At 68.6% G+C, this 20,103-nt stretch carries 17 protein-coding genes and 3 pseudogenes; 10 read left to right on the forward strand and 10 right to left on the reverse strand.

Annotated features, from left to right (window positions below):
* Positions 1-309: 309 nt before the first annotated feature.
* The 4 genes and pseudogenes from OG878_RS41955 (at position 310) to OG878_RS41970 (ending at position 3,985) form a co-directional block, all read left to right on the forward strand.
* Positions 310-1,386 (forward strand): bifunctional DNA primase/polymerase, encoded by a 1,077-nt coding sequence (locus OG878_RS41955; RefSeq protein WP_328891950.1) that lies wholly within the window; start codon positions 310-312, stop codon positions 1,384-1,386.
* Positions 1,383-2,948: pseudogene (locus OG878_RS41960) on the forward strand (DNA primase family protein); the annotation flags it as partial. The gene OG878_RS41955 and the pseudogene OG878_RS41960, both read left to right, overlap by 4 nt.
* A pseudogene (locus OG878_RS41965) lies at positions 2,923-3,138 on the forward strand (IS110 family transposase); the annotation flags it as partial. The pseudogenes OG878_RS41960 and OG878_RS41965, both read left to right, overlap by 26 nt.
* A gap of 460 nt (positions 3,139-3,598) precedes the next feature.
* A complete protein-coding gene (locus OG878_RS41970; RefSeq protein ID WP_328891951.1) occupies positions 3,599-3,985 on the forward strand; it encodes a DUF6009 family protein in 387 nt (128 codons plus the stop codon).
* Positions 3,986-4,480: 495 nt separating this feature from the next.
* Here OG878_RS41970 and OG878_RS41980 read toward each other — a convergent pair whose 3' ends face one another.
* Positions 4,481-4,735, reverse strand: coding sequence for a hypothetical protein (locus OG878_RS41980; protein ID WP_328891993.1), 255 nt, complete (start codon positions 4,733-4,735; stop codon positions 4,481-4,483).
* A 241-nt stretch (positions 4,736-4,976) separates the two neighbouring features.
* Here OG878_RS41980 and OG878_RS41985 point away from each other — a divergent pair, with 241 nt between their 5' ends.
* The 3 genes and pseudogenes from OG878_RS41985 to OG878_RS41995 form a co-directional block, all read left to right on the forward strand.
* Positions 4,977-5,186 (forward strand): hypothetical protein, encoded by a 210-nt coding sequence (locus OG878_RS41985; RefSeq protein WP_328891952.1) that lies wholly within the window; start codon positions 4,977-4,979, stop codon positions 5,184-5,186.
* Between the two features lie 152 nt (positions 5,187-5,338).
* The gene (locus tag OG878_RS41990; RefSeq protein WP_030976601.1) at positions 5,339-5,719 is read left to right on the forward strand and encodes an FKBP-type peptidyl-prolyl cis-trans isomerase; all 381 of its coding nucleotides are present in this window, start codon (positions 5,339-5,341) and stop codon (positions 5,717-5,719) included.
* A 371-nt stretch (positions 5,720-6,090) separates the two neighbouring features.
* Positions 6,091-6,264, forward strand: a pseudogene (locus tag OG878_RS41995) (relaxase domain-containing protein); the annotation flags it as partial.
* Between the two features lie 375 nt (positions 6,265-6,639).
* On the opposite strand, the gene OG878_RS42000 reads toward OG878_RS41995, so the two are convergent.
* Positions 6,640-7,530, reverse strand: coding sequence for a S41 family peptidase (locus tag OG878_RS42000; protein WP_328891953.1), 891 nt, complete (start codon positions 7,528-7,530; stop codon positions 6,640-6,642).
* A 195-nt stretch (positions 7,531-7,725) separates the two neighbouring features.
* On the opposite strand from OG878_RS42000, the gene OG878_RS42005 reads away from it, so the two are divergent.
* Positions 7,726-8,652, forward strand: coding sequence for a hypothetical protein (locus tag OG878_RS42005; RefSeq protein ID WP_328891954.1), 927 nt, complete (start codon positions 7,726-7,728; stop codon positions 8,650-8,652).
* 234 nt (positions 8,653-8,886) lie between these two features.
* Here the strand turns inward: OG878_RS42005 and OG878_RS42010 are convergent, their stop codons facing one another.
* Both OG878_RS42010 and OG878_RS42015 read right to left on the reverse strand, forming a co-directional pair.
* Entirely contained in the window at positions 8,887-9,285 is a 399-nt protein-coding gene (locus tag OG878_RS42010) for a hypothetical protein (RefSeq protein WP_328891955.1), read from the reverse strand.
* A 97-nt stretch (positions 9,286-9,382) separates the two neighbouring features.
* The gene (locus tag OG878_RS42015) at positions 9,383-9,604 is read right to left on the reverse strand and encodes a hypothetical protein (RefSeq protein WP_328891956.1); all 222 of its coding nucleotides are present in this window, start codon (positions 9,602-9,604) and stop codon (positions 9,383-9,385) included.
* A gap of 253 nt (positions 9,605-9,857) precedes the next feature.
* Here OG878_RS42015 and OG878_RS42020 point away from each other — a divergent pair, with 253 nt between their 5' ends.
* On the forward strand, positions 9,858-10,394 hold the full coding sequence (locus OG878_RS42020; protein ID WP_328891957.1) for a 2'-5' RNA ligase family protein: 537 nt from the start codon (positions 9,858-9,860) through the stop codon (positions 10,392-10,394).
* 1,016 nt (positions 10,395-11,410) lie between these two features.
* Here the strand turns inward: OG878_RS42020 and OG878_RS42025 are convergent.
* From OG878_RS42025 to OG878_RS42045, 5 genes are all read right to left on the reverse strand, one after another.
* Entirely contained in the window at positions 11,411-11,959 is a 549-nt protein-coding gene (locus tag OG878_RS42025; protein ID WP_328891958.1) for a DUF1062 domain-containing protein, read from the reverse strand.
* Between the two features lie 124 nt (positions 11,960-12,083).
* Positions 12,084-15,035, reverse strand: coding sequence for an AfsR/SARP family transcriptional regulator (locus OG878_RS42030; RefSeq protein ID WP_328891959.1), 2,952 nt, complete (start codon positions 15,033-15,035; stop codon positions 12,084-12,086).
* Between the two features lie 253 nt (positions 15,036-15,288).
* Positions 15,289-15,627 (reverse strand): hypothetical protein, encoded by a 339-nt coding sequence (locus OG878_RS42035; protein ID WP_328891960.1) that lies wholly within the window; start codon positions 15,625-15,627, stop codon positions 15,289-15,291.
* Between the two features lie 146 nt (positions 15,628-15,773).
* Entirely contained in the window at positions 15,774-16,472 is a 699-nt protein-coding gene (locus tag OG878_RS42040) for a response regulator transcription factor (protein ID WP_328891961.1), read from the reverse strand.
* Positions 16,469-17,671: a sensor histidine kinase gene (locus tag OG878_RS42045; RefSeq protein WP_328891962.1), complete on the reverse strand. Its 1,203-nt coding sequence runs from the start codon at positions 17,669-17,671 to the stop codon at positions 16,469-16,471. Before OG878_RS42045 ends, OG878_RS42040 begins: the two co-directional genes overlap by 4 nt.
* A 489-nt stretch (positions 17,672-18,160) precedes the next feature.
* Here OG878_RS42045 and OG878_RS42050 point away from each other — a divergent pair, with 489 nt between their 5' ends.
* On the forward strand, positions 18,161-19,099 hold the full coding sequence (locus tag OG878_RS42050) for a CPBP family intramembrane glutamic endopeptidase (RefSeq protein ID WP_328891963.1): 939 nt from the start codon (positions 18,161-18,163) through the stop codon (positions 19,097-19,099).
* Between the two features lie 463 nt (positions 19,100-19,562).
* Here the strand turns inward: OG878_RS42050 and OG878_RS42055 are convergent, their stop codons facing one another.
* A complete protein-coding gene (locus OG878_RS42055; protein WP_328891964.1) occupies positions 19,563-20,099 on the reverse strand; it encodes a DinB family protein in 537 nt (178 codons plus the stop codon).
* Positions 20,100-20,103: the final 4 nt, after the last annotated feature.

The raw sequence follows: 20,103 nt of genomic DNA on the forward strand, positions 1-20,103 counted from the left end.
ACGATCTGTGTCTTGGGCTCCGCCTGCCCCGCCAGGACGGCTCCTGTGGGCGCGCGACACGCCGAGCTGTCGGATTTGATGAACCGAGCTCCCAGGGGGCGGGTGCCCCAACCCCCCCAGGTGGCAAAGGGACTGAAGGGACCCAAGACGAGAAACGGCTACGCCAGCCATCGGGTGGCTGATGTAGGCTCTGATCTCATTGGAAAACTCAGTCCCTTCGGTCCCTCATCTGGCAGTTGCAAGGCTGTGAACTGGGCTAATGCCGCAGAGACTGAACAGGTTGTTGGCCCCACGGCAAGGACGATCCGCGTGCCGCGTTACGGTGAGACCAGCGTTCCCGGGTCGACGGGAACCGCGAGTCCCTACGATGTCGCCCGCTGGTGTGCCGCGAACGGTTGGCCCGTCCACCCGCTGGCCCCAGGCCGAAAGACCCCTGCTGCCAACTGCCAGACCTGCCGGGACGAGCCCCACCGCCCGCAGGACTGTTCCTGTCGCTCCGCCGACAGGTGGTGCCACGGTTTCCACGCCGCGACCACGAACCTGGCGCTCCTGGACGCCTGGTGGGGGAGGCACCCTACGCTCGGAGTCGGAGTCTCCTGCGGCCCGGCTGGTCTCGTCGTGCTCGACATCGACGCCCATTGCGCCGAAGTCCCCGACCGCAACCGGCTCCTGCCCGGCATCCCGATCCACGAAAGCATCAATCTCGCAGGCCTGGCCTCAGGATTTGACACCCTTGCCCTGCTGGCCGCGCTCCGCGGCCAGCAGAACCCGGCAGACGACGTCTCCACACTGCGCGTACGGACCCCGTCCGGCGGATTGCACATCTGGTACCGCGCACCCGAAAAAGGGCCGAACTACCGCTCTTCGGTGGGATCGAGCCCGAAGGTTGCCCTCGCCTGGCAGGTCGATGTCCGGGCCACCGGCGGCTACATCGTGACCCCCGCCACGCGCACAGCCGCTGGCACATACAGCCCCGTCGGCTCAGCACGCCTCCCTGCGCCCCTGCCTGACTGGCTCGCCGTCGAACTCCAGCGCACCGGCCACCCGGTCAATGACCAACCAGCCCAGGTTCCGGCACCGCGCCACACTCCAGCGCGCCCGGCCCGCCAGCGCGCCCACCGGCTCCTGGAACCGCTACTCGCCCAGGTGGAAGCCTGCGCGGCAGCCGCTGAGGGAACCGCCTTCACAGAGAAACTGAACCGAGCTGCCTACACTGCTGGCGGCCTAATCGCCTCCGGCCACCTCACTGACAGCCAGGCCCGCGCCTTGCTCACCGCGGCCGCCGCCACAGCCCGCCCGCACCGTAGCCGCCACAGCCTTGCCGTCATCACCTCTGCCCTGTCCGCCGGCGCCAGTCGGCCGCTCCATCTCAAAGGACGCCCATGAGCAGCGCCGACAGCCCACGCTTCGACGCCACTGCCGCAGCGCAGCAAATGCTCGATCTCGAAGCCCAGGCCGCCCCGCCCACCCTGCCTGCTCAGCAGACCTCTGCCACCGCTGCTGTCCATGAGCCGGCCGCGCCTTTGGGCCAGCTTCCCAGACTGCTCACCGACCGCGGCAACGCCAAGCTGTTCGCGGTGATGTTCGGTGACCAGTTCCGACACGTCGAAGGGCTGGGCTGGTACCACTGGGACCAGTACCGCTGGAAGCGCACCGGCGGCGAGAAGGCCGCCGTGTGGGCCGCCGGCGACCTGGCCGAGCAGATGCCCGCTACCGACCCCACCGGCCAGTTCACCGACCGCGACCTCGCTGCGCACCGCCGACGCTCCATGTCGACGCCTGGGATCAAGGCCCTGCTCACCCAAGCCAAAGCATCCCCGGCACTTGCTCTGGACCCCGACGTCCTGGATGGCGACCCCTATGCCCTGTGCACCCCGGCTGGCGTCGTCGACCTCCACACCGGCAACCTCCACAAGCCCGACCCCGAAGCCGACATGCACTCACGGGCCACCAGAGTCGCTCCCGAGCCGATGCCCACCCCTCGCTGGCACCGCTTTCTCCACGACACCTTCGGCGACGATGCCAAGGGCGAGGAAACCATCCACTTCCTTCACCTGCTGCTCGGCTACTCCGTCACCGGCGACGTCGGCGCCCAGGTTCTGCCTTTCCTCTACGGCACCGGCGCCAACGGCAAGTCCGTGCTGCTCGACGTCATGACACAGATCCTCGGCGACTACGCCCAAGCCGCCCCGCCAGGTTTCCTCATGGAGAAGGGCAAGTTCTCCGAGCACTCCACCGAACTCACCGAACTCCACGGCCGACGTATCGTGGTGTGCTCCGAACTGAAACCCAACGACAAGTTCGACGAATCCAGGGTCAAGCTCCTGACCGGCGGCGACCGCATTATGGCCCGCCGCATGCGCCAGGACTTCTTCAGCTTCAATCCCACCCACAAACTCTGGCTGCTCGGTAACCACCGCCCTGAAGTCGGTACCGGTGGCCACGCCTTCTGGCGCCGGATCCGTCTCATCCCATTCGAGCGGGTTGTCCCCGCCGCCCGCAAGATCGATAACCTGGCCAAGGAACTCGTCCAGAGCGAGGGCCCCGGCATCCTTCAGTGGCTCATCGAAGGCGCCCAGCTCTACCTAGCGACACGCGATCCCCTCGCCGGACCTGCCACTGTGCGCACCGCCACCGAGGCCTACGCCACCACCGAGGACCACATCGGCCGCTTCCTCGCCGAATGCTGCACCACCGACAGCGCTGACCGCGGCGCCGAACGAACCTCGGGCGACCTCCGCGTCGAACAGGGCCTGTTGTACGCCACCTACAGCAGCTGGTGCAGCGCCGGCGAGGGCATCCGCCCGGCCACCGCCCGTGCCTTCGCCACCCGCGTCCGCCAGGAACTCTCTCTCGCCTCACCCGCCGACATGATGAAGTCCAGCGGGAAGAAGTACTACCCCGGCCTCGGACTTCTCGCCGATGACGAACCCCAGGCCGACCGTGCACGCGATCAACCCGCGCCAGGCCGCGCGGTTCAAGGAACGGTACGGCACCTCCGGGGCCAAGAGCGACAAGGGCGACGCACACGCGCTCGCCGATATGGTCCGCATCGACGGCCCCCAGCTGCGACCCGTCGCAGGCGACAGCGACCAAGCCCAGGCCGTCCGCGTGGTCGCCCGCGCCCACCAGACCCTGATCTGGGAACGCACCCGCACCTTCCAGCGGCTGCGCAACACACTGCGCGAGTACTTCCCGGGCGCGCTGACTGCCTACGCGTCCCTGGAGCTGACCAGCACCGATGCCCTGGAACTGCTGGTCAAGGCGCCCACCCCGGAGCAGGCGGCGAAGCTCACGAAGCCGCAGATCACCGCGGTCCTGGCCCGGCACCGACGCCACCACCGCGACCAGAAGGCCGGCGCGATCCAGGCCGCACTCCGCGAGCCCCAGCTCGGCGTCGCCACCCCGGTCGCGGCCGCCTACGGCGCCGCCGCGACCGCGCACGCCAGGCTCCTGATCGCGGACTGCCTGACCAGAGAGCCCGACACACATCGGCCAACCCGGCCTACCATGGACACGGTGCCCCCACCCGGGGTCGTGCTCACCACACCCACCCCGGCCCGCAATCGGCCGCCGACAACGAAAAGGGGCTGCAGCCATGAGCTCGCTGCTGAACGAGAGCGACCTCCGCCACGAGGACGCCGTGGTGTGGCTGGAGAACCCCGACGACCTCGACTACGTACGTCAGGCCCTCGACAAAACCGCCCGACGCCGCGGCAAGCCCCGCTACGAACGCGACGGACGCATGGTCGGCTACACCGAACTCAACGCCTACGCCGAAGCAGACCCCGATAGCGGCCTCCAGCTGCGCCGCGTCTTCTTCCTCCTCCCGCACGACCGTGACGCCAACCCCGACGGCCCCTACCACGAAGGCGCCCCAGGCGAAGCTGTCGACCCCCGCACGATCGAACCCAGACGTGTAGGCGACAAAACCCCGCGCTCCCAACGCGGCCCCGCCGCAGCGATAACAGCCCCCAGTACCTGAGGGCCTGTCTGATGAACGGCTGCGTCGCTCCACCCCGCCGGTCAGGGGCGGGGTGATGCCCGCTTTTGCCGGGTGAGCCGCCTGGGCATGAGGGTGATCGCGGCCCAGATGATCAGGCTCTCGGAGTGCTGGACGAGCCGTTCGTGGTCTCGCGCCTGCCGATGGGCATGCATGCAGGCCAGCGACGTCTCAACGACCCACCTGCGGGGCAGGTCGACGTACCCGGAGATGTACTTGGGGCGGCTCACGGTCTTGTTCGAGCTGTTGCACCGCTGAACGGGGAACGTTCCACCAGATACCCACGGAGCATCGGTGCCGGAATAGTCCTGGCATCGGTTCGAGGTGCGTCTTGCATCGGCGTCCCTCCAGCCCACGGGACGTGCATCCGGAAGAGGACTTTCGGCACCGACAGTCCCGGCCTGCTTATCGGGGAATGCGGCGGGTCAGGGAGTGGTGTCTCGATGCAACGAATTTGCGTACTGGACCTGGGAGGGGTCACCAGCGACTCGGGTCGGTAGATGCGGGTGCGGACGAAGGCGGCGATGGTGGCGGGGATTGGAGAAGTGCAGGAGGGCAGATGTCACCGCGGCTTGCGTCTTGTCCTGCTCCTGGTCGCCGCTCCCGGCTTGCCGCGGTGACCAGGAACGCTGAGCCGAGGTGGTGGCCGGTTGTGGCGTCGAAGAGTTCGATGGTGTCGTCGTGGTGGGGAAGGTGCCGTACCGAGACTTTGGTGCCGGTACGGCCGTTCATCCAGGGGGCAAGGTAATCGCGGCGGCGCCACCGCACCCCGCTGGTGCTGATCGTGTACGTACGGCCGTCGTCCTCCAGCGCGAATGTCGCCAGTTGCCTGGCGGACACATACGTGAGCGGCGTTGCGTCGGCTTGCCACGCCTCGACGGGGTTTTCCCGTTCAACGCGGACGGGTGATGGCGGGTGTTCCACCAGGAGACCCAGTCCAGCAGCAGCCCCACAAACGCCTCATACGTGAGCGGTGGGGCGTCGGGGTCGGCGAGTCGACCGCCTGCTGAAAACCGCCCTGGCCGAACGCCCCCGCACCTTCCTCGTGGACGAGGCCCAGTGGCTCAACGGGGAGGCGTTCGAATTCCGCTACTTGTGGGACGAGCCCGCTACCCAGCTCGCGATCATCTTCGTCGGCGGCGAGGGCTGCCACACCGTGCCGCGCAGCGTACCGATGACGTAGCACGCCCAGTCACGCTGAGCATCGTGCTCCGTTGGGCTTGATGCACTCCCGGAGATCAGCGTTCACGGCAGCATGATGATCTACTGCATAGAGTGACCATGCGCCTGGCTGGTCTGTATGAGGGCTTCCGGCGGCGAGCGAATGAGGCTGCAATGAGTGAACTGACGAAGCCCGAGATCGACCTTCCGGAGGGTGACGCTCCCACCGAGCTGACAATCCGTGACCTCGTCGTCGGGGACGGGCTTGAGGCGAAGCCGGGCAGGGTTGTGCAGGTTCACTACGTCGGGGTCACCTTCGAGTCCGGAAAGGAATTCGACACCTCCTGGGACCGGGGCCAGACGTTCAAGTTCGCCGTGGGCGGTGGCAAGGTCATCAAGGGCTGGGACCGCGGGGTCAGAGGGATGAAGGTCGGCGGCCGGCGCGAGATCATCGTTCCCCCGCGCCTCGGCTACGGCAACCAGTCACCCTCGCCGTTGATCCCGGCGGGCTCGACACTCGTCTTCGTGGTGGACCTGCTCTCCGTCGCAGTCTGAGGCCTTGTGCTACCCGGCCTCTCCGCCCGGAACCAAGGCCGGGCAATACCTGCCGGCCGACCGCGACACCACACCCGTGCACCCTTCACCCGTAGCCACGGACAGAGGCACGCACCGGCAACAACACGCATCGGCGCCCGTGATCCACAAACGGCAGACAGCCCGGTTGCGGGCCTGGACCTGAGCCCGGACCGCTGGCCGACGGCCGGGGTGCCGGCACGTAGGGATTGGAGTGGGGGCACGGTCCTCCTTGTGCGGTATGGGCAGAGGCTGCTGGAAGGGCACCGGGGAGCAGGATCATAAATGAGATGCACTGAAAGAGGATTCAGCGTCACTGATTTACAAAGATCAGGTAGGGATTCAACCAGCCCTTGGCGGCCGGCACCCTGTACACCCCGACCTTCGTGGAGGAGGTCTTCGCCCGGCTCGGATGGGCGTGGGAGCCGCGCGAGGTGACGCTCGGCAAGCGCCCGGTCATGGAGATCGCCGGCATCGACCAGCGGCTGATCGGCCGGCGGTCGACCCGCCGCCAGCGGATCGCGGACGTGACGGAGGGGCAGCGCAACCTCAACGACGGACGGTTCGAGCTTGGTGACGTCGGTGCCGCCCCGTCGAGTCTCGGGCTGTGTGGGAATGTTGCTCAAATCCAGGCGCCCGCCGTCCTCATCGACAAGCAGCGCGAGGCGCCGGACAGGCAGGAAGAGATCGTCGACATCGCCCGCCAGCTGAACCCCGCCGATATGGCGGGCAGCATCCGACCCACGACGAGCGTCCTCCTCACGGTCACGGAGAGCTCGCGGCCGTGAGGAGAGCCGACGTCAGCGGCATCGGCAAGTACGCCGACGCCCGACCAGCCCGGTTCTTGCCCATCGGGTTGGCCGGGTCGCAGGGCCGCTGCGGTGGCCGCATTCTCCGGTCGGCTACGCTGCGCGTCGCAGTGCGTCCTTGTGTGCCGTCTCGAGCGCCTGCTCTGAGGTGGCGGCTAGGTCGGGTACAACGCCCACGCCCTCCCAGTTGGTCCCGGTGACGGTGCTGATCGTCCGGGCAGTCGGCACGGTGACGGTGATGTGTTCCGTCACCGGGTACCGGGCGGTCGGGTGAGCACCACCGTGGGTCGTTTCGCCGACGAGAACAGCTCGCCCGTGCGCCTGCAGGGTGTAGGCCACGTCCTCCCCGCCCGAGAAGGTCATGGCACTGGTGAGTACGTACACCGGGCGCTCGAGGTAGCGCGGCGCGGGCAGATGCGAGGCGGTCCAGTACTGGCGGGTGGAGCCGGTGGAGCGCTCGTAGATGTCGTTGAGGTGCACCTGGTCGTCAGGAAAGAAGTAGCTGCACCACATGGCGGCGCCCTCGGGTGAGCCACCGCGGCACTCACGCAGATCGAGGATGAGCGCACTGGTGTGGGCGACCAGTTCCATGGCCGCACCGATCGCGCGGGCACCCTCGCCGGCGTCGGCGATCCGCCGGATGTCGAGATGGCCGATGTTGCCCTCGAGGTGCTCGAAGCGGCGGACGCCCTGGTTCTCGGCCCTTAGCAGTGCGAGGAAGGCCGCCCGGCCTTCATCCTCGTCCGCCGGATCCGTGGACTGGGGCTCATCCTGCCAGAGCAGCCTCAGATGCTTGTCCGGGCAGACCTCCTGCAGGTGGGCGGTCACGGCCGCGCAGAGTGCGGGGCCGCTCAGCGTGTTGTACGCCCCAGCGGCGAGCCGGCTCCGGATCGCGCCGTTGATCTCCACGGCTCGCTGGGGGAAGACGTATCCGGCCGTGATCCGGTCCAGGGCCAGGCCGACTATCTCTGCGTTGGTAGGCATGGCTGAGAAGCATAAGCTCCTGGCCGCGACGGGCACCCGAATTGATTCACGGACTGTCAGTTCCCCTTCAGCAGTGATCATTTCCAGCTTCGGTTCGGCGAGGGCGGACGTGCGCTTTCCGGTGGAGGATGGGAGAGGACGTACTGAGTAGGAGAACTCATGTGCGTCAGGAGGCGGGCTGGCAGGCTCCGCGGCATGACAAGTGGCAGAGGCGCGCTGACGGCCCTTCATCTCTTCCTGGTCTGGGCGACGATGGCGGCCGCGGTGCCGGTGCTCGGCTTCGAGTTGGTGGTGACGGCCTGGGGCGGCGGTGTCGGGGCGGTGGTGCCGGTTCTCGCGTTGGGTGTGCCGCTGATGGTGGGCCTGCTGGCCATGGCGGGCATACCGGCGAGGACCGTGGTGCCGCTGTGCGGCTCGGTGCGCCGGCGGCTCGGCTGGGCTGCCGTGGTCTTCGCCCTCGGCACGCTCGGCGTCCTGGCAGGTCTGGCCGCCTACGGCGGGGACGTAGACCTGGGCAGTGCCGGCACCCGGGTCGCGCTGACCGGGATGCCGTACGCCCTCGCCGCGGCGTTCTGCGTGCCAAGCCGGTGGGTACGGCTCGGGGCGGTGGCAGTGCTCGCGGCCGGCGTGGTCTACGGGGGCTCCATCGGCCCGGTGCAGGCACAGCAGCGCCGACACGCGGCAGAGATCGCGCGCTACCGGGAGCATCCGGAACTGCTGTATCTGGGCGCTGTGCCGCCTGGAATGCGGATATCCCGTGCCGTGGTCGCGCCCGCCTACTTCAGCGTCGAATACCACCCTGTCCGGGAGGGATACGAGTTGGGGTACGTGGGCCTCGTGATGCGTCCACCGCTCACGCAGACACCACGATGCCCAAAGCTCGTTGAGAAGAGCGTGACCTGCACGGTGGACCTGCACGGCGAAATGCGGATGATCCGCCGTCTCCCCGGCGGCACCCGCGACATCACCCTCACCCGCCGCCACCACGACGCGGAGGTTGAGGTCACCAGCCAGTCCCTCGACGAGCCCGGCCTGCGCCGCCTCCTGAACACGCTGCACCCGCTGTCGAACACTGAGCTGGAAAGACTGATGCGGGAAAAGGCGATCACCCAGGGCTACTGAGCCAAGCCCAGGGTGAGGGCCTGATTTCCGGACCACGGGGCGCTCCAGCCGAGCGGCGTCTCCCTTCCACTAGCTGGTTAGAAGAGGTGGGCGCGTCTGTGCTGTGTGAGGTTCTCGACCGTGAGCGGCGCGAACGCCGCGGCGACGTTCGGAGGGGTATCGGCTGGTAGGCGGCCGCACACCGACCACCAGACCTTGGCGGCGGCTTCTCGGGGCGAAACTCGAAGCTGGCTCTCAGCAGCCGATAGAGCCGAATTGCTTCAGTGTCAGCGCGAACTGGTCCTCCGTCCGAGGCAGATTGCCGCCCCCGCCGAGACAGCGCACCGTGAAGCCGTCGGCCTTGGACCAGACGCTCACAACTCCGCCGTGGTGGCTGCACGCGCCTTGGCGGCCGATCGCCGAGGAGGATGATCCGTCGGCGCAGCTGTTACCCAGGAACGTCCTCGAGATCGGCGTCGTCGTTGCTGGAGATGGGACGGGGCGGGGTGGCGGCTCGTCGTCTCCGAAGCCTGGAAGGCTGAACTCGAACATTGCGGAGAGCACCCAAAGTCCGACGCCCACGGGCAGGATCAGGCGGGTTAGGACGACCCGGGTTCCCTCAAGGACATCATCTATCTTGCTCCGCGGCTTCACGCCACCCCACTCTTTCGCAGTGACGAAGCGTATCGGCGGCCGCGGCGGGCGCAGGGGAGTCCCGGCACGGTGCGCACGTGATTGCGCCGGGCGGTGCTCAGGGAATGTGGCCGCTGAAGGCCATGTGGAGGACGAGCAGTAGCACTGCCAGCAGCGCGATGCCCCACGCCCTCAGGTACTCCCGCCAGAACGGCGGCGCAGGGCGGGCTGCTTCGTCGTCTGCCGCGGCTCGGCAGCGGTCGGAGCGGGCGACGTTCCAGACAAGGAGCAATCCGAAGGCGGGCAGCAACCCGTAGAGAAGTAGAGCCCTGAAGTTCACTACGCCTCCCTTGAGCAGTCACGGCCCAGGACTGAACCATTCTTTCCCGCTTCTCGCCGTGCCAGACGGGGATGAGGGCGTTGCCGTTGTCTCGCGCGGTATGGCCAGGACTGACCCACGGGGCGCAGCTGGCTTCGAACGAGTGGATTGGCCCCACCTGACCGAGGGGCGCGTTGGGTGTCGACCGCGGGTTCAACTGCCCGCGATCGTAATCAGGTCGCTGCCGTTCTGGGCTCGCTGATACATATGTGCGATGACAGGCGATGACTCCGGTGAGTTTCAAGCAGGGCAGTCGGGACTCATCGTGAGGGTCCCCGAGGCAGAACCTGCTGTTCGAGCATGGCGTGACCGGCTGGACCCCTCAGCCCGTGCGGGTGTTCCGGCCCATGTCACCGTCCTCTTCCCGTTCCTCCACGAGAGTCGCATCGACAACGGTGCTTGTGCTGCCATCGGAGAAGTGATCGGGCGTCACCGGCCCTTCGAGACTCGGTTCGAGCACTGCGGGCGATTCCCAGGGATCTTGTATCTCGTCCCCGAACCGGACGTCCCGTTCCGACGGCTCACCGAGGCGATCGCGGATCGGTGGCCGGAGACCCCACCGTTCGGCGGGCAGTTCGACGAGATCGTCCCGCATCTGACCATCGCTCAGGAGCAAGACGATGCCGTGCTGGAGGAGGCCGAGGCCGACCTGCGCAGCCGGCTTCCCGTAACCGCCCGAGTGTCGTCGGTCGATCTGATGGTCCACGACGGAACAAGGTGGCAGCAGCGAGCGTCGTTCACGCTCCGATGATCCCTCTGCTGGCCATCGGTCAGCTGCCCTCCCTGGGGCCACTTCTGGCGAACACTCAAACTGCGATCAAGCCCCTGGTGCTCGAAGCTGTGGAGCTCTAAATCGACCGCGAGCAGCTCGCCGTGGAGCGGCGCCGGCGTCGGCGCCCTGGCCGAGTTCCTCGGCCGTTTCGCGGCTCGGATGGCTCCTGACCTCTGGGCAAGCCTGTTACGGCGCACCCGGGATCAGGGTTGCACCCACGGTTGTCTGCACGGGGGGATCCAAGGTTGCACCGGAGGTGTGAACCCCCCTTTTTTTGTGATCTCGAGTGTTTGCCTGGTCAGCCCCCGTGGACAAGCCCTTTTCGTACGTCGACACCTCTCTCTCCGCGTTAGTCGGAGGAAGAGGCTTTGTTGTCTGACGGCCCGGCGCGGCCTGCTCGCGCTGCCGGCCTTCCTCGCGGCTTGGTCCGCTCCCTCGAGCCTCGACCCCGGCGTGGTGTCGGTCGGCCGCTGCTTCCGCCAGCTGCGCGTCCGGGCGCGTCCCTGGCGGCGTTCGGCCGTCGACTGGCGCGCTTTGCTGCCGCTGCGCTCTGCGCGGTGTATCGGGCGCAAGGGTGGCTCGCTCCTGCCACATTGGTTGCAGCCGCGCCGCCCCCTGTCGGTGAGGCTTTTCTCTTGTTCGCCTCGGTCGGGCGATTGCGCCGGGCCCGGAAGAACGAAGCGGCCCCGCCGGTGGGCGGGGCCGTCTCGTTGCGGGGACCACGTCGACCCGGTGAAGGTGACCCTCACCGTCAAGGCACCGCCGCAGTTGGGCATGATCGCGGGCACCACCATCACCACCGACGCCTGGCAGTTGACGGCAAGACTGTGCGCGGATCCCGACGAAGAGAACAGATCACGAAGCAACACTGGGTCGACCGCTGAGTCGCCCGCCGTCTGGCGTACGCCTGTGCACCCGCCCAAGGGCCGGTCTCGCCGTCACCCGACCAGCTACTGAGCTATCTTGCCGGACTGGCCCCTGGTCCCGAGGAGGGCTCAGCGTTTGAGCGTGAAGGTGAAGTCGCCGGAGAGCTTGCCGGTCAGCCGGACTGCCGAAACGAGCCTCCCCTCCGCGATCAGTCGCTCGACCTCGGCCCGCGAAAGACCGCAACCGTCAGCGATCAGTCGCACCGGCCGGACAGGGATCCGCGCCGCGAAGCGGACCGAGACGTCGATCACCTCGCGGTCCAGGTGGTCCGATCCGCCGGTGTCGAGGCGCCAGGCGTTGTCCCAGTCGAGGGCGATGCGATTACGGCGCCGCATAACCGGATCCTGGAGCAGCTCAGCTGCCAGGCCAGGGTCGTTGTCATGCATCCGGTCCAGCAGCTCAGGTCGTACGGAGCGCACGTTCATCCGCTCCAGGACCGTGAGCTTTGCCGTGTCCCCGCATGCGGTACAGAGCACGAGGAGCCAGGCGTCGAGGAGCTTGTGGTTGGCGTTGACGCGAAATTTACCGTTCGGCCGGAAGCGCTCGGACGCGCACGCGTGGCAATGGCGGAGAACGGTCGGCAGGTAGGTGGGTGCGACCACCCAGTTGCTGAGCACAGAAGTACACCGGTTTCAGTGAGCCTTTTCGACTCCGTCGATGCTCCCGATCCGTCTTCCCGGCCCGTTCCCCTCCGGACACCCGCCCGATCCCCGCGCCGTGTGCTGCCCGAGGCGCAGGATGTCACCGGGCTGTCTCCGGCACCTTCATGAGGGAGAAGAGGTCGTCTGCCGCTGAGCGGTGCTGCCGGGCCATCTGCGGGTGTCCCTGGGCCTCGGCGGTACGGGCCAGGCCCCACAGTGCGCACGCCTCGTCGTAGCGCAACTCCATACGGCAGGCAATTTCGTGGGCCAGCAGCTGTTGAGCCCGCGCCGTGTCCAGGTCGCCCTGCGCGTATCGCACGCGGCCGACCGCGAGGTGCACGGTGGCACGGTGGATATCGGCGGTACTGCTGGTGGCTTTGGCGAGTGCATGGTCGGCGCTGTCCGCCGCCTCCTCCAGTTCGCCCAGGCGCACCAGCACGTCGGCTCTTCGGGCGAGTACGAGCGGCAGCACGGAGGGCATGCTCATGCGCTGGCACCGTTCCAGCGCGGCGTCGGCCCGGGCGAGCGCCTCCTCGAAGCGGCCCAGGCCCTCGATCGCCTGGGAGAGATTGCTCAGCGCGTCCACGGAGAGCTGGATCTCCTTGATCGAGTCGAAGATCGTCACCGCCCGCTGCGCCGACTCCGCTGCCTCCTCGAACCGACCGAGCCGCACCTGGGTCAGGCTCAGCGTGCTGAGCGTCGAGCCGGCTAGCCGGGTGAAACCGAGCTCCTGCGCACGTCTGTTGGCCTCCTGGTTCAGCCGCAGCGCGCGTTCCAGCTCGCCCATGCTGTTGTGCGCCTGCCCCAGCCGGGCCCGGCACTCCGCCTCGCTGTGCTCGTCCGCCATCTGCCGGGACAGCTCCAAGGCTTCTTCCAGCTGGGTGACCGCTTCGCGCAGCTGCCCCAGCCGCCACTTGCCCATGGCCAGGTTCATCAGGTTCAGCCGGATCAACGACTGGTCCCCGAGGCGCCGCGACGCGCTGACCCCCGTCTCCAGTGCCTCGTTCGCCCTGGCGTCGTAGCCGCGGATGCTGGAGTGGAAGCCCAGCTCACGCGGCAGCCGCGCGGCGTGCCACAGCAGTCCCTCCTGGCGTGCGGCGTTCACCGCCGCCAGCAGACTGTCACGGTGCTGGTCGAGCCACTGGAGGGCCTTGTCCTTGTGGTCGAACTCGTCGCCTGCCCGGACTTCCTCGTCGCGGTCTCCGAAGTGGCGCCGTCCGGGAAACAGCGTGTCGCACGCGCGTTCCGCCGTGTCCAGGTAGTGATCGAGCAGTCGCCGCACCGCCTGCCCGTCTTCGGGCGCTCTCTGATCCTGCGCGACGCGTTGCACGAAGCTGCGCACCAGGTCGTGTAGCGCGTACACCCCCGCCTCCCTGGCCTCCAGCAGCCGTACGTCGACCAGCTCTTCCAGTACGCCCTCGGCCGTCCGGATGTCCGTGTCCAGCAGTGCGGCGGCTTCTTCGGCGTCCAGATAGCGTCCGGGGTGGTGTCCCAGGAGCCGGAAGGCCGTGCGCTGGCCCGGGGGCATGGACTGGTACGACAGCAGCAGCGCGCCCGCGACACCCCTGCCCTCGCTGGTGAGTTCGTCCAGGCGCCGGCCATGGTCGCGCAGCCGTTCGACGAGTCGCTCGACGGTCCAGTGCGGACGGTTCGCCAGCCGCGCGGCGGCGATCCGGACCGCCAGCGGGAGCCCTCCGCACAGCCGCAGCAGCTCACGGGCCGCGTCCGGCTCTCCCTCCACGCGTGCGTCACCGAGGGTGGTGCGCAGGAGTTGGTGGCTGTCCAGCTCCGGAAGGGCGCCCACGGAGAGCCACTCGACTCCGTCCAGTCCGGTCAGTCGCGGGCGGCTGGTAATCAGGACCAGGCTGTCGGAGGAGGCGGGGATCAGTGCCCGCACCTGCTCGGATGCGGCGGCGTTGTCCAGCACCAGCAACATACGACGGCCCCGCATGTAGGACTGCCACCGCGCGGCACGTCCCGCCGGCACCGTGGGTATTTCCTCGCTGGGGATGCCGGCGGCGGCGAGCAGGTCTCCTTGTGCGTGGAACGCGCTGAGCGGCGTCTGGCCCGGTGTGAAGCCGTGCAGGTCGATGAAGAGACTGCCTTGCGGATACTGCTCGGCCAGTTGATGGGCAGCCCGGACGGTGAGGGCTGTTTTGCCGCCGCCGCCCATGCCGTCGAGGGCCAGGACCGTCGGCGAGCCCTCCGGGGCACGTCGGCCCGCATCGCAGATCCACTGCAACTCGGAGGTGCGACCGGAGAAGTCGGGCACGTCGAACGGCAGCGAGTGCGGAGCCTCGGTCACCTGGTGCGAGACACGGGACGCGGCACGTTCCGGGCGGGTGAGCGATGGGTCCTGGCGCAGGATGCGTTCGTGCAGTCCGGTTAGCTCCGTGCCGGGGTCGATGCCCAGTTCGTCCGCGAGGTGCCCTCGGACGTGGGCGAACTCGGCCAGCGCGGCGGCCTGTTGGCCGGAGTGGTAGAGGGCGAGCATCAGCCGACTGCGCAGCGTCTCGCGCAGCGGATGCTCGTCGACGAGGACACGCAGCTCGCCCGTGATCCCGGCGGCCTCGCCCGCGTCGATGCACAGATCGTAGAGCTGCTCGGCGGCGGTGAGCCGCTGCTCCTCCAGAGCCGTCGAGGCGGCGTCGACCACACGGCCGCCGGAACCGGACAGCACCGGCCCTCGCCACAGCGCCAGCGCCTCACGCAACTGTGCGGCGGCCTGCTCCGTCTCTCTCGCGTCCAGTGATTCCCTGGCCTGTCGCAATAGCTTCTGGTAACGCAGCAGATCGAGGTGCTCGGTGTCGACGACCGCGCGGTATCCGGGCCCGTCGGTGACGATGATGTCGGGGCCGTGCGGAATGCGGCTACGCAGTTTGGCAACCATCTTGCGCACCTGGTGCTCGGCGCTGTCCGGCGGTTCTTCGTTCCATGCGGCCGCCACCAGACGGGAGATGGGCACGACACGCCCGGCCTCCAGGAGCAGCATCACGAGAACGCGCCGTTGCAGAGCCCCGTTGACCGATACGAAATCGCTGCCGCTGCGCACTTCCAGAGATCCCAGAACGGCGAATTCCGGTCTGGGATTCGTGTCGTCTTGAACATGTCTTGATATCGCGGCCCGCACCTTGGCCTTCCCCGTCAGCGATGAGACGGGACACACGTCACCGCCGGCGAGAGTAGATCATCTTTCGGTGTACATGCACCAGGCATGTTCGATCCCGTGTCCCGTCTCCGTTCCTTTGCCTCGGTCAGAACGAAAACGGTGTACGGGAAGCGGGCTCCATGAACCCAGGGATTGGCTACCAGCGCAACGTGATGCTGCCGTCGGCGTTGATCTCCTCGCGCACCGTCTCGACGTGGTGCTTCCAGGCCGGTATCTCTGCTTCGGTAGTCGCGCGGAGCCAGTCGGGGAAGGAGGCCCAACTGCGGACGGGAACGTCTGCGTGCTCGCCTTCGGAGTATGACCAGACCTCGGGATCAGGTCCGGTGCCTCGCATGAACTCGAACTGATAGCCCTGGTGCACGAAGAAGACGCGGTCGGTGGGCTCGAGGGCTCGTTGATCGCGCTCGACAGCCAGAACGGCCTCGGCCCGCCGCCGTGCGGAGGATGTCCCGCTCGGTGGCGAGCTTGCGCTCACTCGCCTCGAGCTCGGCCACCCGGGCCTCCAGCTGCCGGACCCGCTCGCCGGATCAGCGGACGCTACCGCCGCCCCTGGTTGGGCGGCCGGCCTCGCAGCCGCGACGCCTGGGTGGGCCGACGGCCCCGGCCGGTGTCACACGGTCGTCAGGCTCGGTCGCCGCCTCCCACCACGCCCGCCCGGTACGCCAGGACCACCGCCTGGACGCGGTCGCGGAGGTCCAGTTTGGTGAGGATGCGGGAGACGTAGGTCTTCACGGTCTCTGCGCTGATGACCAACTGGGTGGCTATTTCGGCGTTCGACAGGCCCTTGCTGATGAGAAGGAGGACCTCGTGCTCGCGGGGGGTGAGCACCTTGAGGCGGTCGCGCTCGGGGGACGTGGGGACGGTGGTGGGGCGCAGGCGTTTGGCGAAGCGGCCGATCAGGGTGCGGGTGACGGCGGGGGCGAGGAGGGACTCGCCGCGGGCGACGGTGCGTACCGCGTTGATCAGTTCGGGCGGTGGGGCGTCCTTGAGTAGGAAGCCGCTGGCGCCGGCGCGGAGGGCCTCGTACACGTATTCGTCGACGTTGAAGGTCGTGACGATGAGGATTTTCGCGGGGTTGGGGGAGTCGGGTCCTGCCAGGTGGCGGGTGGCCTCGATTCCGTCGAGCAGGGGCATGCGGATGTCCATGACGACGACGTCCGGATTCAGCTCCTGCGCGCTCCGGATCGCCGCTCGGCCGTCCGCGGCCTCGCCCACGACCTCCATGTCGGGCTGGGCGGAGAGGATCGTGACGAAGCCGGCGCGCACGAGGGCTTGGTCCTCGCAGACCAGCACCCTGATCGCAGCGGGCGGTTCACTCATGCGGCACCTTCTGTGGGGATGCGTGCGTGCACGCGGAACCCGCCCTCCGGGCGGGGCCCGGCGGCGAACTCGCCGCCCAGCATCTCCACCCGTTCCCGTAGCCCGGTCAGGCCCCGGCCGCCCGAGACGTGCGGCCCGCCGTGGCGGAGGGCGGCGGACACGGGCGCCCCGTCGGCTGCTTGGGCGGTGGTGACCTCGATGTCCGTCCAGTCGGGGGCGTGCGTGAGCCGTACCAGTGTCGGCCTGCCCGCGGCGTATTTCACGGCGTTCGTCAGGGATTCCTGCACGACGCGATACGCCGTGAGTCGGGCGCCTATGTCCATGTCCGGCTGCTCTCCGTCCTCGACCAGTTCGATCGGCTGGCCGCCCGCTCGTGTCTGCTCCACCAGGTCAGGCACCCGGCCCGGCAACGGCGTCCGTTCCTTGGGCGCCGACTCGCCGGTCGCCTCCAGCACGCCGAGCAGGAACCGTAGTTCGGCCAGCGCGCGGCGGCCGGTGCCGTTGATGGCGTCGAGGGCCTCGCCGATCCGGTCCGGTGACCCGGTGAGGTACTGTGCCGCGCCGGCCTGCACGACCATCGCGGTCACATGGTGGGTCACCACGTCGTGCAGCTCCCGGGCCAGTCGCCCGCGTTCCGCATCGATGGCCGCCTGTGCGGACAGGCGCCGACGCTCGGCCTCGTGCGCCCGCCGCCCGCGAACCAGGACGCCCAGGCCCCACATCGCCGCCAGGACAAGGTAGTAGACCAGGAAGTCGGTCAGGCCGTCGGGCGAGCCCAGCGCGTACAGGGCGACATTGAACACCAGGTACCCGCCCGTCGCCGCCAGCGGTACGGCCCGCCGGAGGCGTTCCTGGTGGGCACCCACGGAGTACAGCGCGATGTACAGCCCCAGGCTGCCGAAGGCCGCCGGGTAGCCGAGGCACTCGTGGACCGCGAACGAGGTCCCCGCTACCGCGAGGCAGACGGCCGGCCATCGGGTGCGCACCGCGAGCGGCAGAGTCTGACCCAACGTCAGCAGCACGCTCGCCATGGAGGCGTCGTGAGTGGGAAGGTCGCCGAACCGCGCCCCGACCCGTGACAGCGGCTCCGCGAACGACAGCACGGTGAAGACGAGCGCGAACTCGCGGTCCCTGGTAGCGGTGGGGCGTGCTCCCCACCACCGCGACAGCCGGCGGAGCCGACTGGTCGCGGCGGCCACCGGGTTCCCGCGTGCGGAGGGGCCCCTGTCCCGTGCCCGCGGTTCGGCCCCGGCCCCCGGAAGGGGGCGCCGCGGGCCGGCCGGTCCTTGGCCGGCCCGGGCGGGGAGCGGGGTGCGTCGGCGCGGGGCATGCCGAGCCTGATGGTTCACAAGCTGCTTGGTCTTCCGTCATCATCCATGATCTCGTAAGTCCGGCACTGAGCGGCATGAGGACCGGGCCGTGGTCCGCGGCCTGGTCCATTCGGTACGACCCGCCCGGCATCCGCACCACACGGCAGCGCGGACCGGACGGTCCTGCTCGGTGAATCTAGCGTCCTGTGGCGGGAGTTGTGTCCCCCGCAAGAGAACAGCCGGGTAGCTCGCTCGGGGGACCGGAGGATGCGGCAAGTGCCCACCCGGTGGTGACGATTCGCAGGAGCCGCGGCCCGTAGTTTTCCGGCATCGAAAGCGGAGACCGCCTGCTGGGAGCGGGCCCCCGAGGAGGAAGCCATGTCGTCCAACCACCACCAGTCACCGAAACGACTCGCCGGTCGCGGAGCCGAAAGGACCGGATCGGCCGGGAAGAACACCGGGCACCTCGCGCGGTGGGCGACGTCGACGTGGGTGCGTCTGCCGGTGCTGTTCGTGCTGATGCTGGCCGTGGGCGGGATCACCAGCGCGATCAACAGTGCCGCCGCCGCCACTCCGCTGAGTGCTCTGATCAGCGGGGTGGCCACCGGCGGCCTCGCCCTGGCCGCCTATGCCAGGCTCGTGCGGTACCTGGAGGGCCGCGGCAGGCCGCAGGAGCTGGCTCCGGCGCAGGCCCGGCCGGAACTGTGCCGGGGGGCCCTGCTCGGGCTGGGTCTGTTCACCGTCACGATCGCGCTGGTCGCGATGACCGGCGGATACCACATCCACGGCTGGGGATCGATCGGTGGCGCACTGACCACGTTGGGGTTGATGAGCTGCGTGGCGGCCACTGAGGAACTGGCCTTCCGCGGTGCGCTGTTTCGGGTGCTGGAGGAGAAGACCGGGACGTGGGGGGCGCTGGCCGTCTCCGGGCTCGCTTTCGGCGGCCTGCACTTGGTCAACCCCGACGCGACGCTCTGGGGCGCGCTGGCCATCGCCGTCGAGGCCGGGCTGATGTTCGGCGCGCTCTACGCCGCCACCCGCTCGCTGTGGCTGCCGATCGGCCTGCACCTGGGCTGGAACATGGCCGAGCAGGGCATCTACGGCACCGCCGTCTCCGGCTCCGGGACCGGCACCGGCGGCCTGCTGCACGCCTCCGTCAGCGGTCCCCAGGCCCTGACCGGTGGCGACTTCGGCCCCGAGGCCAGCATCTTCGCCGTCCTGGTGTGCGCCGTGCCCACCGTGCTGTTCCTCATAACCGCCAAGCGCCAGGGCCGCATCTACACCCGCGCCGAAATGGCACAGGTACGTCAGAACTGACACGGGGCCGCGCCACCGGCGCGTGGAGGGCAGCCTGGCTGCCCGCCCTCCACGCGCTTCGCTGTTCGGACACGGTGCCGCTTCGCAGAGCTGGTGGCGGCCCACGACGGCTTCAGGGCGGCCGCGGTGGGCAGCGCCTGAGCGGGCTCGAGTACTCCGTCGTGGCCGCCGAGGAGCTGCACTCCGGCCGTACCGCTGTGCGCCTGTGGGCCGGACCCGACGTGGCGCGGACGGAACGGCGAGCGTAACGCGCTGTTCGCCGATTCGCTCGTCTACACCGGGATGCGGCTGGGCGAAGGGGCAAGCCGGCTCTTCACAGTCCAGGGTGGAGTCGTGGCCTGAAGCCGCTTCCGGATAAGGCTTGGGCACAGCGACATCCTTCCCACCCGCCCCGCAGGGCAAGCCAGTTCAGATGTCACCCGATCGTGCATCAGACCCATGCTTCGTGGGGCGTAGCGGTCGGCTACTCGCCAGTGACGCCATCGATGGCCTCGCGGAGGAGATCCGCATGGCCGACGTGGCGGGCGTACTCCTCGATCACGTGCTCAAGGACGAATCGCACATCGGTGTCACCGAATTCCGGGTTCGGCACGATGCGCGCGAGGTCGGCGGTCACCTTTGCGAATACCTGCCGCGACTCCTCGCACGCTTTCAGATAGTCCTCGTAGACCTCCCCGGCCGGCGTAGCGTCCGACTCGTCGTACCACTCGCCACCGTCAGCGGTGACGTAGGTCCGATAGGGAAAGAAGCGAGGCGTCGTGCCGGCCAACGTCCGCTGGAACCAGGCACGCTCAACCCCCTGCAGATGGCGCATGAGCCCCAGCAGGGTCAACGCCGACGACCGCACAGGACGTAGCCGCAGTTGTTCATCCGAGAGGCCCTCGCACTTCCACAAGAAGGTCGCTCGGTGGTAATCGAGATTCGAGGCGATCACCTCCAGCCACGGGCCCGATACTGCGCGCCCAGGCCGGACGATCTTCTGGACCACAATGTCGCTCACGCTG

It is taken from the genome of Streptomyces sp. NBC_00316 (genome assembly GCF_036158715.1).
In the GTDB taxonomy this organism is placed as follows: domain Bacteria; phylum Actinomycetota; class Actinomycetes; order Streptomycetales; family Streptomycetaceae; genus Streptomyces.

What these genes read in the sequence shown, in the direction of transcription:
- OG878_RS41970 (WP_328891951.1), top strand. Translation starts at nt 3,599, where the DNA reads ATGAGCTCGCTGCTGAACGAGAGCGACCTCCGCCACGAGGACGCCGTG.
- OG878_RS41980 (WP_328891993.1), bottom strand. Translation starts at nt 4,735, where the DNA reads ATGAACGGCCGTACCGGCACCAAAGTCTCGGTACGGCACCTTCCCCAC.
- OG878_RS41990 (WP_030976601.1), top strand. Translation starts at nt 5,339, where the DNA reads ATGAGTGAACTGACGAAGCCCGAGATCGACCTTCCGGAGGGTGACGCT.
- OG878_RS42000 (WP_328891953.1), bottom strand. Translation starts at nt 7,530, where the DNA reads ATGCCTACCAACGCAGAGATAGTCGGCCTGGCCCTGGACCGGATCACG.
- OG878_RS42005 (WP_328891954.1), top strand. Translation starts at nt 7,726, where the DNA reads ATGACAAGTGGCAGAGGCGCGCTGACGGCCCTTCATCTCTTCCTGGTC.
- OG878_RS42020 (WP_328891957.1), top strand. Translation starts at nt 9,858, where the DNA reads ATGACAGGCGATGACTCCGGTGAGTTTCAAGCAGGGCAGTCGGGACTC.
- OG878_RS42040 (WP_328891961.1), bottom strand. Translation starts at nt 16,472, where the DNA reads ATGAGTGAACCGCCCGCTGCGATCAGGGTGCTGGTCTGCGAGGACCAA.
- OG878_RS42050 (WP_328891963.1), top strand. Translation starts at nt 18,161, where the DNA reads ATGTCGTCCAACCACCACCAGTCACCGAAACGACTCGCCGGTCGCGGA.